Consider the following 13,001-nt stretch of genomic DNA (forward strand, 5'->3'; position numbering starts at 1 on the left):
AACCCCCATGATCGTAGCTTCTAACGTTACCATGCAGTTTGGTAGCAAACCCCTGTTTGAAAACATCTCCGTTAAATTCAGCGATGGTAATCGCTATGGTCTGATCGGTGCCAACGGCTGTGGTAAATCGACCTTCATGAAGATTCTCGATGGCAGTTTGATCCCCACTGCTGGGAATGTGTCGGTGAGCCCCAATTTGCGCGTCGGTAAGTTGAATCAGGATCAGTTCGCCTTTGAAGAGTTCTCGGTTATCGACACTGTTATCATGGGTTACAAAGAACTGTGGGAAGTGAAGAAAGAGCGTGACCGCATTTATAGCTTGCCGGAAATGAGCGAAGACGACGGTATCAAAGTCGCCGAGTTGGAAGGCGAGTTTATGGAAATGGACGGCTATAGTGCGGAAAGTAAAGCCGGTGAAATTCTCTTGGGTGCCGGTATCGATGAATCCCTCCATTATGGCCCCATGAGCGAAGTGGCGCCGGGCTGGAAACTGCGTGTGCTATTGGCGCAAGCTTTATTCTCCGAGCCAGACATTCTGCTACTGGACGAGCCGACCAACAACTTGGATATTGACTCCATCCGTTGGTTGGAAGACATGCTCAACCAGTATAAATCTACCATGGTGATCATTTCCCACGATCGTCACTTTTTGAACTCGGTTTGTACCCACATGGCGGACATCGACTTCGGTGAACTACGTGTTTACCCAGGTAACTACGATGACTTTATGTTGGCATCTGCCCAAGCTCGCGAATCCATGATGGCGGCCAATGCCAAGAAATCTGCGCAAATCGCCGATCTGAAACAGTTCGTTGCCCGCTTCTCGGCCAACGCATCGAAAGCAAAACAAGCAACGTCCCGCGCTCGTCAGCTGGATAAAATCAAGCTAGAAGATATCAAACCATCGAGCCGTCAGAACCCCTTTATCCGCTTTAATCAGCAAAAGAAACTGCACCGTCAGGCATTGATTCTTGAGAATGTGGGGCACGGATTTGAAGGCGAAAAGCTATTCCAAGGGGGCAACCTGATTCTGGATGCGGGTGCACGCCTTGCTGTATTGGGTGAAAACGGTGTGGGTAAAACCACCATGTTACGTTGTTTGATGAACGAACTTCAGGCTCAGGAAGGCACGATCAAGTGGGCGGAAAACGCTACTCTCGGCTACTGTCCTCAAGACAGCAACGACCTGTTCGACAACGACATGACCTTGTTTGAATGGATGACTCAATGGCGTAAACCAAGCGATGACGACCAAATCGTGCGTGCGACCCTTGGCCGTATGCTGTTCTCGGCGGATGACTTCAACAAGAAAGCCAAAGTGTGTTCCGGTGGTGAGAAAAACCGCCTGATCTTCGGTAAATTGATCCTGCAAGAAACCAACGTCTTGGTGATGGACGAGCCGACCAACCACTTGGATATGGAGTCTATCGAGTCCCTAAACATGGCGTTGGAAATGTACCCCGGCACCCTGATTTTTGTTAGCCACGACCGAGAGTTTGTTTCCTCGTTGGCGACGGAAATTTTGCACATCAAAAACCACAAAATCGAACACTTCCAAGGCACTTATGACGAATTCCTAGCGTCTCGAGAGCTATAAAGCCTAGATAGAAAACCTTGCGCCGGTGGCAGGTATTCAATGCTACCGGCGGCTTGACTCCCATTAGCGGAACTTTTAGCATCTGCTGGCCGAAAAGATTTCAGACTGGTTCGGTTATTCCAGTCCTCAGCCGCGCTGAGATTTAGTTGCTCCTTGTAAACCCACGGCACTTACCTTTAACAGGGTGGTGCTGGGCTATATAACCTCTTCCCTCGCATCATCCCCACAGTTGGATGAAACAATGCACCCAAAACGTACTCTTATCGTCGCGCAAATTTTAATTTCCTGCATGATGGCCTTCTTAATGGTCGGCATCTTTGGCTTCTTTGAGTTCGGCGCTACCCAAGCTTGGCTAGAAGCCTGGATGCACCGTTTTATCATTGCCTGGCCGATTGCCTTTGTGCTGTCGATTTTTGTCAGCAATTTATCGTTCCGCATTGCTGTGAAAGTGACCAATTAAAATTCGGAAGGTGTTGCCTCATGAGCGCATGGGGCAACAAATAATCTGCTTAAAGACACCTACTTATTGGTGAGATTGGGCATTTAATGGCGTGATAGAAAGTTGACAGTTAAAAACGGCAAGCAGTCTGACGATGGTATCTAACTTTGGGTTCGCATTCTCGGTGAGAGACTTATAAAGACTGGCTCGCGTTACGCCAGCTTGTTTGGCTACTTCTGTCATGCCTTTTGCCTTTGCGGCAACATTTAAACAATGGAGCAAGTGTTCGCTGCTACCATCTTGTATGGCTTCGAGTAAAAATGCCTGTATGTCCTCATCTGATTCAAGATAGTCAGCAATATCGAAGGAGCTAGTAAGCGTAGTCATAAGGTGTCTCCTACTCTTGGTTTGTACCATACTTAAAACTGTATCCTAAAAGACACACCTGGTCAAAATTACAACAATTCTTAAGTAATCCTCTTGCAACGGAGAGGAATAACCGATAAAAATACATACCATACAGTATGGTATGTATTTTTATCGGTTAATTGAGAGCCCTCAAGCCTGCTACACAAAAGGAGATTGGCAATGTCACTGTTGTTTCCAGCGATAACAGCACTGCCGGAGCCGCAAGGCGATCGGCTGGCTACCTTTGCAAAAGCCCCCTACTTTCGTGATGTATTAAGCGCGCCCCTCAGCAAGAGCCCCGCGTCCCCGAGTCAATTGCAGTATGGGATTTTTAACTATCTGCCGGGGTGGGTGAATGGGCTAATGTCTGTGCGCAATCGCATCGTCAAGCGTTTGGGTTTCGAGGTGGGACAGACGTCGATGGTGCCGTCCTCTGATCAATGGCAAGTTGGTACCAAAGCGGGGTTTTTAACCGTCATGGAAATAACCGACGATGAAATCATCAGCATGGCGGATGACAGGCATATGACCTTTTTTATTAGTGTCAAAAAGACGGAAACATCGGTGATTGTGTCGACTTTGGTGAATCAAAAGACGCTAATTGGACGAGTCTACGTCAATGCCATTCTGCCGTTTCACCACCTAATTGCCCGCACTGTCATCAACAACGCAGTTAAGGCGAAAAGAATATGAGTACAGCACGTACTTCAACAGATAGTCCACCAACAGAGCGCATACCCTCGGCAAAACGCAGTCGCCTTGACTGGCTGAACTTTGCATTTGACGTGTTGGTGCAACAAGGCCCAGAACAGCTCAAAATAACCCCATTGTGTGAATTACGTGGGGTGACTAAGGGTTCGTTTTACCACCATTTTAAGAACCGCGATGCCTTTATCGATGCTCTGATGGCGCACTGGTACGACACCACGACACAAGGTTTCATTGATCAAGTAGACAGCAGTGCCCCAGCGTTGGAGCGCCTTAAAGCGTTGGATGCGGTGATTGCTGCCAACAATATCGAGGCCGAACACCACATTCGTGCTTGGGCCTTAAAAGAGCCCAAAATTGTTAGTCATCTGGAGAAAATCGATCAACAGCGCCGAGCGTACCTTGCCAGCTGTTACGTCGAACTAGGATTAGATACCGATCATGCTAATGACGTGGCGCTGATCGCTTACGCCAGCTTCCTTGGCATGATGCAGATATACCCTGCGCCAAGTTCAGTGGAAGTAGAGCGAGTGACATTAATGGCGTTAAAAGCCTTTATACCTAATGTAGATTTAAAATAGGCACAAAAAAAGGCGCTATACAGCGCCCTTTCGGTCAAAACAGAAGCGTAGCGAATTATAGCGCTACGATGTTTTCTGCTTGTGGGCCTTTTTGGCCTTGAGTAACAACAAACTCAACACGTTGGCCTTCAGTCAATGTTTTGAAGCCGTTACCTTCAATAGAACGGAAGTGAGCGAATACATCAGGGCCGTTTTCTTGTTGAATGAAACCGAAGCCTTTAGTTTCGTTGAACCATTTAACAGTACCAGTAGTTTTATTAGACATAATCATTATCCTGTAGATAAAAAATAGAAGCCAAAATTGGCAGATGTAGCGGGAAAAATAAACGAATTTTGAATCTTACAGGACGAGCAACTACTTAAAATAACGCAACGTAACGAGGATCTAAATACACTAACTTTCTAGCTGCCGTTCACTTTATAGACAGTCGCACCAAGATGCAAAGGATATTTTGATTATTTTGTCAGGTGGGAGTCCGGTGTCGCCTCCAAACATTGATTTAATGCGCTAGCCAAGATGGTGAATACTTTATCGTCTGTGCATTGAGCCACGTTGAAGCGTAGGAAATCGTGGGCGCTTTGCGACAAACTAAAGGCATTGCCCGGTGCAAGGATCAAACCTTGTTTCACGCAGATCTGCGCCAGTTTAGTGGCTTCTACCCCTTTGGGTAGTTGGCACCAAAGGAACATCCCCGCTTTGGGCTCAAGCCACGGGGTAATGCCAAGCTTGGCCAGCTTCTCTTTGGTGGTTTGTCGTTGTTTGGCTAACCAAAGTCGCAGTCGCTCCATGTGTTTGCGATAGCCACTGTTCGTCAGGGTTTGTAGCACTATCTCTGCCCCGAGTCGGCTGCCACCAAAGGAGGTGGCGATTTTCAAATCCACCAGCTTTTCAATCCAGTCAGCGCGTCCGGCAATATAGCCACAGCGCACAGAAGCAGACACAGTTTTAGAAAAGCTGCCAATTTCCAATACACGATTTAACCCATCAAAGGCAGCAAGGCGTGGAGTTGTATCCATTTCTAGGTCGGCGAAAATGTCATCCTCCACAATCACGAGGTCAGCGGCTTCTGCAAGCATCAACACCTTATGGGCGACCATCGGGGAAAGACTGGCACCCGTGGGGTTATGAATACCGGAGTTGGTTATATAGAGCCTTGGGGTGTGTTCGGCTAATGCCGCTTCAAAGGCGACCACATCGGGGCCATTGGGCGTGTAGGGAATACCGATAACCTTAGCCCTATGAGCTTTTAACAATGCGTGGAAATTAAAGTAACAGGGGTCATCCACTAGCACCGTATCCCCCGGTTCCAAAAACAAGCGTCCGATTAGATCGATGGCTTGAGTGCCGGATTCGGTCAACATGATTTGCTCGGCATTAACGTCGATATCATTACTGGCTAACCGGCGTTGAAGATATTGGCGAAATGCCGGATGACCGAGGGGCGTGGCGTAGTCGGTTAAATCCAAGCTGTCTTCCCGCGCGACTGTGCGCAATGCCCGGCGAATCCCCGTTTGGTAGAGCCATTCCGGGGGAAGCCAGCCACAACCGGGCTTTAGCATGGTGTCGTCAGCTTCTAAAGATTGGCGCGAGACCCAGAGAGGATCAATCTCCCGCTCTACTTTTGGGCCGATCTGTGTCAGATTCAGTGGTGCCACATGGCCACAGGCATAGAATCCAGCCCCCGGCTTTGATTGAATACAGCCTTCTGCCACAAGCCGTTCGTAGGCTTCCACCACCGTTGAGACCGAAACCTGCATGGCTTTCGCTTGCGCGCGAACCGAGGGCAAACGTGCGCCGGGAAGGTAATGTCGCGCGGTGATTTTGCTTTGCACAGCTTGCATGATTTGGTCGATTCGCGTCTGACTCATGGTTTGATCTCGAATGGGAGTATGACTGGAGGAAATTCGGTTGCTGCCCCTACCTTACTACCGTAATGCTAGCTTAACCATAACAGTTCTTAAAAATTGTACTGCTCTGTACCTCAACTTCTATCAAGGAATTCGATTTCATAGGGATTCGTTTTACCCTGCCAGAGAAGCCGGAGTCTAAGTATGTCGCTATCTAATGTAACGTCTGTATCGAGCACGCCCTCGGGGCTTTCCTCATCTTCTAGCCCCTATGCTGGCTGGATAAGTGGTCTATTCGGAGTGATTATCTTTGCCGGTTCCCTGCCAGCGACGCGGGTGGCGGTGGCGGATTTTGATCCGATTTTTTTAACCTGCATTCGTGCCACCATTGCGGCAGTGTTGGCTTGGGGGTTGTTAACACTGCTAAAACAACCTAGACCGAGTGCTACACAATTACCGGCGTTAGGGTTAAGTGCCTTGGGCGTGGTAGTTGGTTTCCCCCTGTTTACCGGCATTGCCTTGCAATACGTGTCATCGGCGCACTGCATAGTGTTTGTTGGTCTGCTGCCGTTGTGCACCGCGCTGTTTGCGGTACTGCGTGGTGGTGAGCGTCCACGTCCGTTATTTTGGCTGTTTTCTTTACTCGGAGCGGCGTTTGTTGGTGGATACGCAGCGCTGGGGCAAACAGAGATTTCATTGGTGGGGGATGGCTTAATGCTGGCTGCGATCTTGGCTTGCGGTATGGGCTATGCAGAAGGAGCTAAGCTGTCGAAAGTCCTCGGCGGATGGCAGGTGATTAGCTGGTCTTTGCTGATCTCCGCTCCAATTATGTTACCGATTGCCTTGTTCATGTGGCCGGAGGATTTGCACGGTATTTCCGTGAGTGCATGGGTGGGGCTGGCGTATGTTTCGATATTTAGTATGTTGATTGGTTTTGTATTTTGGTATCGAGGCTTGGCGTTGGGGGGCATTGCCACCGTAGGACAATTGCAATTGATTCAGCCCTTTATTGGTCTGGTGTTTGCCGCGCTGTTGTTGGGTGAGCAGGTCGATATGGCCATGGTGGGTGTGACCTTGATTGCCGTGCTATGTGTCGCCGGTGCAAAGCGATTTGCATAGCTGTTCGGTTGCGCTTTATCACTTTGTTGCACAAGTCAGCGCTGGTTCATTCTGACAACAATGGCTATTATATGAATATGTTCTAATGTTTTTTTTGAGATTGCCTTTATGAAGCACCGTATTTTGTTTGCCACCATGATGTCTTTTGTGCTGTCGATTTTGATGACCGCGTGGGTTACGTTTGTCAATTTGGGCTTGCACCCAGAGTTCTTGTCTTTCTGGATGAAGTCTTGGGTGTTAGCGTGGCCAGCGGCAGGTGCGATTTCGTTTGTGTTCGCTCCGATGCTACATAAATTAGCCCAGCGTTTAGCGGATAAACTCTAGCGAAAATCAAGGGTGCGCTTGAGTGCAGCGCTCTTTTCCGCATTGGCTAATATCAACGAATTTTAGGTGGAGTTCGATTGAGGGTTTTAGGGCGTTTTTCCCAGCGAACCTTGATTTCGAACTGTTGCGTGTCTTCGTCTTCCTCGGCACTTACTTTAAGTCTTAATAAGCCTTTAGGAGTGAGTAATAACTCACCCTCTTTGTCGTCACTAAACTCCATTTTGCCCTTGCCGAGGCCTTTTGAAAGGGCCTTGAGCACTTCTTGGATATCGTCTTTTTCGAGCAAAGCTTCGTATTTAAATTCGGTTTTTGATTTCATGAAATGGGCGCATACAGTGATTGAAGTTGTTTTGGTGGCATGACTTTCGCGGTGGGATAATCGCAGCTGATACCCACAATGCCGACTTTCTTATTGATGAGCGTTGCCCCCACCCCATGCCCTTCTAACCCCTCGATGGCGCGGGAGTGTCTATCTAGGGTGATATCGCCTTCAAGGTGAATTAATCCCTGTTTTAATGTTAAGCGTTGGCCTTGTTGGCGGTTAACGTGCCCCTGTACCACCACAAAAATCCCTGCTTGATGGATTGCTTTAACTCCCCTATCCGTCAAGGGTAAATCTGCATCCCGGTATTTAGTACGGAAGGTATTAGCAATGGGGCTGTAGTAGAAACTAAATAAATCACGCCGCTGAATATTGCGGTGAAAGGCTTTGTTCGCATAACGAGGGCCATTTTTAAGCAGTACATGGCACATCACATCGTCCAGCCCGGCATGCAAGAATAGAAAGGAACCCCTTTTAGCCACCAGCTGCATCTGCTTGAAAAACCAGTGAAATTCGCCCTTTTTGCGTAAAAATAGCTGCTGACATTTGAGTGACGCCGCATAAATTTGACGCAGACTGAGTCCGGCGCTGCGACAGTGGCGCTCGAAGTTGTGGCACTTCTTATCCATTTTGTGTACTTCACGCTCGATACCCTCGGCGGTTAGGAAGCCTGCCGCATGAAAAGGAAACTCTTTGAACCAATCTGCGTCAGGGAAAATGCGACGGCGGCATTCCTCTTCGCTAGGAATGCCCTTTTCCCATTTCGTTCCTGCTAGGTATTGGTCAAATACTTCCCGAAACAGTGGCACAACTTTCTTGCCCATACGCACAAACAGATGTTGATTGCCAATGTCTTTTTGGCGCGAGAGAGCCAACAAGCCCATTAGCAGGCGTAGGTCGTGATTGCCGGCGATCAAGGTGACGCGGGCATTGAGCTTGTACAAGTGTCGAATACTGCGCAGCAGTTCTAGATTGCTTGGGCCTTTATCAAGGCAGTCCCCACCAATGACAATTTCGGACTTCTTGCCTGCTTTGGTGAGCTTAAACTGGCGCAGCTCGTCGGGTTCAGTGTTTTGTTTGCGCTCAATTATGCCTGCCCCAATCAAGGAATCTTCAAACGCATGAGGGTCTGCATGTGCATCGGAGATAAATACGACGGGGCGGGTCGGAAAGCGCAGTTTTTTCTTTGCTAAGCGCGGTGGTAGTGGGTGATCTTCGTCTTGCACCGCTTGGTTAACGCTACTGTTATCCCGTGGCCACAAGGTCCATTCAGCAGGTAAGCGGGCAAGTATATCGTTGTGGACGGACTTGCGACGGATGGTTGGCAGGGCGTGAGTCATAACAGTACCTTTTGGTTTTAGATCAATCCGGGGCATCCCGGAGCTGACGATGTTTCCAGTCTCCATACAGTTTTTGCGGAACACCTGCTTCCACCATATCAAAAACGATGGGGTGCCCATAGTGCATGCTAAACCGCTTAATATCGCAAAACTTAATGACATTCAGGTGACAGGCGGCGTGACGAATGCTGGCACCGTGTCCGACGAATAGCTTAATAGCACCATTTTCTGTGGCTTTAGTTTGGCTTTGCCAGCTGAGAATATGGGCTGCAACCCGCATGCCAGCGTCCATTAAGGATTCAGCCCCATCAAAGGGTAAACGGTAGAAGCTGTCGCTTTTCCATCCTGTGGGGGGCATGTCAAAGCGAGGATCAGCTGCGATGGCGGCTTCAATCTCGGCGATGGTGAGATTCGCTACCGCCCCAACGCTTCGCTCGCATAAGGCCGGAAATGTTTGCACTTCAGGTGTTACTGTGAAAAACGGTGCCAGCTCTTCGGCGTAAATTTGCGCGGTTTGCCAAGCCCGTAACAGGGTCGAGCTATCTATCTCAGGGTCAAGCTGCTGCTGTGTTTGTTCAAGCCAAAGGGCAAATTGCCTTGCCTGCTGCCGCACCTCTGCCTCCCCTTCCGCGGTTAAGCCAAAGGGCTGCAAGGCGCTGGGGGTGTCTGGCCGTTGGGCGTAGGCACCGTGGCGAACAAAGGCAAGGCGTGAGCTCATTATTGCTCCAATTGATTAATTAGCTGGTAGGCCGCATCAAAGTCGACTTTGCCTGTCAATCGGTAGACAGAGACGTTACCGAGTAAAGCGGCATAATGATCCAGCGAAGCTAAGGCGTCTAAATCGGCAAATTTGCCGGCTGCATCATGGAAAAACGGCCCTGGGCGTTTGCGTAAACCATCAATTTCGGCTGGGTTTTGTCTGAGGTCACAGGGTTCTAAACGGGTGGTTTGATCACTGTTGTGGCCCCAGTCCAGCATAATCAGTTTTGCGAGTGGCCCGGCGTAATCAATGCGTTCTAAGCCGTAGTGAGTGCTAACATCGACGTCATACTTTTCTTCCAAGCATCTGAGTTCATCGGTGGGCATGGTCAGCAGTTCAGCTTGACGTTTTGCTGGCAAAATATCTTTCAAGCGCGGAGAGTGCAGCAGTGTACCGGGATTCACCCGTGGCAGTTTGGCAACGCCAATAGCATGAACGCTCTGCTCTTTGGCGGCGAGCAAGATACGATCATTCGTCACAAAATGACGGGACGCATCTTCTAAGCAGCGCAGCATTAAAGTGGATTTGCCACCACCAGAGCCGGAGGCGATCGCTGTCACCTGACCATTTTTTCCATAGGCTGCAGCATGGCCAAGGGTATAGCCAAGGCGTAGGTAGTGGTTCATAAACTGGTTGTTGATAAAGTTGATCACTTGCGCCAGATTCGCTCGACATGGGCCCACCGCAAGTGGCTGTTCTGTTCGTTGTAAAAAGCTCATCCCAGTTTTGAACTTTTTAATCCAGCGCCCTCTTTCCACATCAATGTAGCCTTCTTTGCGGCCAGTTTTTCCCGGCTCCCGGGGCACGGGTAGCCACTCAAACTGCTCGGCTAAAGGCGCTTGTTCTAGCGCATACAGTTCTAATACCGTGTCATTGAGCTGAGTATTAGGCTGATAGCTGTGGTAGTAGCTGGCGAGCTCGGCGAGAAGCACCGGCTCATTGCTGTGTAGCCGCACTGACAAACCAGTGAAATTCAGCAATAAAGAATGGATACAGTTTGAAATTCCCTGCTGTAATTGGGATGAGTTGTATAGATCGTTAATCATTAACAGTTGTCCTTGTTACATCCGACAAAGGTTGTGTGTCACGCTTTCCGAGCTGTGCTAATACATGCTCTGCATACACCATGGCAGCATCTATGCCGCAGCCTTCCCAAGCGCCTTTGAAACCACCAAACGCAGACACCTCGAAAACCACAGGGCCGTTGTCGGTCAGAGCAATGTCTACGGTGGTGAAGTCTAGATCGTAGCATGCTTGGGCACGACGTCCCAATTCGATTAGATCAAGGTTTGAGTCAAAAACTTCGTAATGTCCGCCGCTATGAATGGTGGTATTCCAGGATTCTTTATTTCCCACGCGTGCATAGGTGCAAAGATATTCGCCGCCGACAAAGACCATGCCCAGATCGCGTCCATCTAAGTTGGCTTTTTGCTGAATATAATAAATGGATTGGCTCTCACGGTAGGTGGCCAATGCCGCTCTGACTTCTGCATCCGACTTTTCTTGATCCAACATGATCATGCCCCGGGCTTTAGTCGAATATAGTGGCTTTAATATGGCGGCACCGAATTCCCGCACTGTGGCAAAGGCTAATTCAGGGCTCTCGGTAATGCGTGTTTTCGGCATGGGAATCGCGCCCGCTTGCAATGCTAACGTACCGCTAAGACGGTTTATCAGTGATCCAATGCTATGGGTGGAGCTAAATACTTTAACCCCCTTTTGTTCCGCAAAGGCCAGCATACGGATACGGTCTTCTGCGGCGGGGGCGTATTGCTCGCTGATTTTTTTGACGACAATACCGTCTAGTTGAGTGAGATCTAAGTCTTTATAGAGCAATTGCTGAGTATCCAGTCGCAGCTCTACATCCGCCATAGACACCACGGCGCGGAACCCAGTGAGGGCTTCCAGACGGTCTGCCAACACTTCGGTTGACCATTTCCCCGGCGTACCAACCACGGCGATTCTGGGTTTATTCACTGTATAACTCCTTGACTGGTATCTTAAAAGTTTCTTCATCATGGGAGGGCAAAGCTGCTAAACGCTCTAATAAATAGCGAGAGCGCAAGTGCATACGTGAAGCGAGCTTCTTATCAAAAATAAAGCGTGTTGAGGTGGCAAATGAGCGTGCCAGTCCTGCTGCTAGGCGTACTTCGAAAAAACTGTCCTGCTGCTGTTTGGCAAAGCGCGCGGCAAAGCGATAGATGCGTTGAGCGGCGTCCATCATCAGGGAGCGGGTTCTGCCAGCTAGGGTTTGCAAACGATAAATAGAGACCATCAATACCGAGATATCTTGCACATAGTCAAAATAGCTGGAGCGATGTAAATCTATGAAATAAATGCGTTTTTCACTTTTATCGTAGATCAAATTATCGACGTTAAAATCACCATGAATCAAAACAGAGAACGGTGCTTGCCAGCGGCTCTCACGCCTCGCCACCTGTTCCATCAGTTCTTCAAAGCCTGCACAGCGATGTTGGCAAATAGTTAACACAGGTGTAAAAAACTCGGGATGAATGCGCCGACTATCTGGTAGGCGTTTTGCTAATTGCTGCATGAACTTGGCTTGGCTGCGCTCTTTGGTCAAAGTGGCTTGCCAGGTGCGTTCAAGAGTTTTGAACAGGGCTTTAAGGGCTTGCTGTACCCCAGCTTCATTGCCTTCTAGTAACAACGTTTCCAACGTCTTACCAGGGATATGTTCGATCAGTAGGGAGGATTGCCCATCACCGGGGGAGGCTTGTGCAAGCACATCTGGCGCAAGTGTTGGATCCACGCCTCGCCAGTGATTTACACCGGCCACTTCTTCAGTAATTTTATCGTGGGCGCCTTCTTTGTAGACGGCTAATACCTGCTGCCCATCGCTGTTTTTATGACTAATCGCCGCAATGGCGCTGCCGGAGCGAGTTAGCGCGAGACGACGAACTTTGAGATCGTCCAAATCATAATTGAGTGTCGCGGCGCTGCGGCGTAGATGGTCGTAGTTGTCGAGAGTAGCCACATGACCAAGATCGGTTTTGATTAAGCTTTCCCCAACCACCGCAAGCTGCTCTACCAAGCGTTTTAATGCGCTATTAATTAAAACGGATGCCAGTAAAACCCCATTGTCTATATCCTGTTTATGCTCAAGCGTTGTTTCTTGTACCTCGTTACAAAGGTTGATTAACTTTTGCGTTCGTCGCCCCAGTTTGATCCCTATGCGTCGTGGGTACTCCCCTAGCCCCACTTTGATGAGGTCTAGGGCACGGAGTATGCGGCGTATCAGTTTGCGGGCTGAGGTAGTTGCGGGGTGTTGGTAGTCCTGCTCTAAGGTGGCGTCGGCGATACCATCAAAACAAATTTGTGTCATGCGTGCTAAGTCGGCTCCCAGTTGACGCAATGTCGTAATACGCTGGGCGAAGGGGGTATTTGGCTTGCGCCTTTCTAATAACTGGGCGCACTGTAGATCGAGCTTTTCTTGCAAGGTACGGACATAGCCTTGGCGGCCACGAATACGGGGTAGCACCCCAGCCGAACTTCTTGTCAAAAAAAGTTCAACAAGCTGACAGTGCGTTTCCACTT

At 49.2% G+C, this 13,001-nt stretch carries 15 protein-coding genes; 6 read left to right on the forward strand and 9 right to left on the reverse strand.

Features of this window, described 5'->3' with window-relative positions; all coding sequences use genetic code 11:
- Positions 1–7 precede the first annotated feature (7 nt).
- Complete coding sequence (locus FJM67_RS01715) at positions 8–1,597, forward strand: ABC-F family ATPase (protein ID WP_140586953.1); 1,590 nt, start codon at positions 8–10, stop codon at positions 1,595–1,597.
- 241 nt (positions 1,598–1,838) lie between these two features.
- A complete protein-coding gene (locus tag FJM67_RS01720; protein ID WP_140586954.1) occupies positions 1,839–2,057 on the forward strand; it encodes a DUF2798 domain-containing protein in 219 nt (72 codons plus the stop codon).
- 63 nt (positions 2,058–2,120) lie between these two features.
- On the opposite strand, the gene FJM67_RS01725 is transcribed toward FJM67_RS01720, so the two are convergent.
- Positions 2,121–2,423 carry an addiction module antidote protein gene (locus FJM67_RS01725; protein ID WP_140586955.1) on the reverse strand — a complete coding sequence of 101 codons (303 nt, stop codon included), beginning with the start codon at positions 2,421–2,423 and terminating at the stop codon, positions 2,121–2,123.
- Between the two features lie 201 nt (positions 2,424–2,624).
- Here FJM67_RS01725 and FJM67_RS01730 point away from each other — a divergent pair, with 201 nt between their 5' ends.
- Both FJM67_RS01730 and FJM67_RS01735 read left to right on the forward strand, forming a co-directional pair.
- Entirely contained in the window at positions 2,625–3,137 is a 513-nt protein-coding gene (locus tag FJM67_RS01730; RefSeq protein ID WP_181161400.1) for a DUF2867 domain-containing protein, read from the forward strand.
- The gene (locus FJM67_RS01735) at positions 3,134–3,733 is read left to right on the forward strand and encodes a TetR/AcrR family transcriptional regulator (protein ID WP_140586957.1); all 600 of its coding nucleotides are present in this window, start codon (positions 3,134–3,136) and stop codon (positions 3,731–3,733) included. The genes FJM67_RS01730 and FJM67_RS01735 overlap by 4 nt, the downstream gene beginning before the upstream one ends.
- Positions 3,734–3,788: 55 nt before the next feature.
- On the opposite strand, the gene FJM67_RS01740 is transcribed toward FJM67_RS01735, so the two are convergent.
- Both FJM67_RS01740 and FJM67_RS01745 read right to left on the reverse strand, forming a co-directional pair.
- On the reverse strand, positions 3,789–3,998 hold the full coding sequence (locus FJM67_RS01740; protein ID WP_140586958.1) for a cold-shock protein: 210 nt from the start codon (positions 3,996–3,998) through the stop codon (positions 3,789–3,791).
- A gap of 191 nt (positions 3,999–4,189) precedes the next feature.
- Entirely contained in the window at positions 4,190–5,602 is a 1,413-nt protein-coding gene (locus FJM67_RS01745; RefSeq protein ID WP_219845862.1) for an aminotransferase-like domain-containing protein, read from the reverse strand.
- Positions 5,603–5,785: 183 nt separating this feature from the next.
- On the opposite strand from FJM67_RS01745, the gene FJM67_RS01750 reads away from it, so the two are divergent.
- Both FJM67_RS01750 and FJM67_RS01755 read left to right on the forward strand, forming a co-directional pair.
- Positions 5,786–6,700, forward strand: a complete 915-nt coding sequence (locus tag FJM67_RS01750) for a DMT family transporter (RefSeq protein ID WP_140586959.1) — start codon at positions 5,786–5,788, stop codon at positions 6,698–6,700.
- A gap of 108 nt (positions 6,701–6,808) precedes the next feature.
- Positions 6,809–7,024 carry a DUF2798 domain-containing protein gene (locus tag FJM67_RS01755; RefSeq protein ID WP_140586960.1) on the forward strand — a complete coding sequence of 72 codons (216 nt, stop codon included), beginning with the start codon at positions 6,809–6,811 and terminating at the stop codon, positions 7,022–7,024.
- A 52-nt stretch (positions 7,025–7,076) separates the two neighbouring features.
- On the opposite strand, the gene FJM67_RS01760 is transcribed toward FJM67_RS01755, so the two are convergent.
- From FJM67_RS01760 to FJM67_RS01785, 6 genes are read right to left on the reverse strand one after another with little or no spacing between them, the layout of a single operon-like run.
- On the reverse strand, positions 7,077–7,343 hold the full coding sequence (locus tag FJM67_RS01760; protein WP_140586961.1) for an amphi-Trp domain-containing protein: 267 nt from the start codon (positions 7,341–7,343) through the stop codon (positions 7,077–7,079).
- Entirely contained in the window at positions 7,340–8,686 is a 1,347-nt protein-coding gene (locus FJM67_RS01765) for a metallophosphoesterase (protein WP_140586962.1), read from the reverse strand. Before FJM67_RS01765 ends, FJM67_RS01760 begins: the two co-directional genes overlap by 4 nt.
- Positions 8,687–8,708: 22 nt before the next feature.
- Entirely contained in the window at positions 8,709–9,404 is a 696-nt protein-coding gene (locus FJM67_RS01770; protein WP_140586963.1) for a histidine phosphatase family protein, read from the reverse strand.
- Positions 9,404–10,492 carry an HprK-related kinase B gene (locus FJM67_RS01775; RefSeq protein ID WP_140586964.1) on the reverse strand — a complete coding sequence of 363 codons (1,089 nt, stop codon included), beginning with the start codon at positions 10,490–10,492 and terminating at the stop codon, positions 9,404–9,406. The genes FJM67_RS01770 and FJM67_RS01775 overlap by 1 nt, the downstream gene beginning before the upstream one ends.
- Entirely contained in the window at positions 10,485–11,423 is a 939-nt protein-coding gene (locus FJM67_RS01780) for a GAK system ATP-grasp enzyme (RefSeq protein ID WP_140586965.1), read from the reverse strand. The genes FJM67_RS01775 and FJM67_RS01780 overlap by 8 nt, the downstream gene beginning before the upstream one ends.
- A complete protein-coding gene (locus tag FJM67_RS01785; RefSeq protein ID WP_235889957.1) occupies positions 11,416–12,966 on the reverse strand; it encodes an aminoglycoside phosphotransferase family protein in 1,551 nt (516 codons plus the stop codon). The genes FJM67_RS01780 and FJM67_RS01785 overlap by 8 nt, the downstream gene beginning before the upstream one ends.
- Positions 12,967–13,001: the final 35 nt, after the last annotated feature.

This window comes from Maribrevibacterium harenarium, from assembly GCF_006385675.1.
Lineage (GTDB): Bacteria > Pseudomonadota > Gammaproteobacteria > Pseudomonadales > Marinomonadaceae > Marinomonas > Marinomonas harenarium.

Excerpts from the sequence above, each read along its gene's own strand:
- FJM67_RS01715 (WP_140586953.1), top strand. The coding sequence starts at position 8 with ATGATCGTAGCTTCTAACGTTACCATGCAGTTTGGTAGCAAACCCCTG.
- FJM67_RS01720 (WP_140586954.1), top strand. The coding sequence starts at position 1,839 with ATGCACCCAAAACGTACTCTTATCGTCGCGCAAATTTTAATTTCCTGC.
- FJM67_RS01725 (WP_140586955.1), bottom strand. The coding sequence starts at position 2,423 with ATGACTACGCTTACTAGCTCCTTCGATATTGCTGACTATCTTGAATCA.
- FJM67_RS01730 (WP_181161400.1), top strand. The coding sequence starts at position 2,625 with ATGTCACTGTTGTTTCCAGCGATAACAGCACTGCCGGAGCCGCAAGGC.
- FJM67_RS01735 (WP_140586957.1), top strand. The coding sequence starts at position 3,134 with ATGAGTACAGCACGTACTTCAACAGATAGTCCACCAACAGAGCGCATA.
- FJM67_RS01740 (WP_140586958.1), bottom strand. The coding sequence starts at position 3,998 with ATGTCTAATAAAACTACTGGTACTGTTAAATGGTTCAACGAAACTAAA.
- FJM67_RS01745 (WP_219845862.1), bottom strand. The coding sequence starts at position 5,602 with ATGAGTCAGACGCGAATCGACCAAATCATGCAAGCTGTGCAAAGCAAA.
- FJM67_RS01750 (WP_140586959.1), top strand. The coding sequence starts at position 5,786 with ATGTCGCTATCTAATGTAACGTCTGTATCGAGCACGCCCTCGGGGCTT.
- FJM67_RS01755 (WP_140586960.1), top strand. The coding sequence starts at position 6,809 with ATGAAGCACCGTATTTTGTTTGCCACCATGATGTCTTTTGTGCTGTCG.
- FJM67_RS01760 (WP_140586961.1), bottom strand. The coding sequence starts at position 7,343 with ATGAAATCAAAAACCGAATTTAAATACGAAGCTTTGCTCGAAAAAGAC.
- FJM67_RS01765 (WP_140586962.1), bottom strand. The coding sequence starts at position 8,686 with ATGACTCACGCCCTGCCAACCATCCGTCGCAAGTCCGTCCACAACGAT.
- FJM67_RS01770 (WP_140586963.1), bottom strand. The coding sequence starts at position 9,404 with ATGAGCTCACGCCTTGCCTTTGTTCGCCACGGTGCCTACGCCCAACGG.
- FJM67_RS01775 (WP_140586964.1), bottom strand. The coding sequence starts at position 10,492 with ATGATTAACGATCTATACAACTCATCCCAATTACAGCAGGGAATTTCA.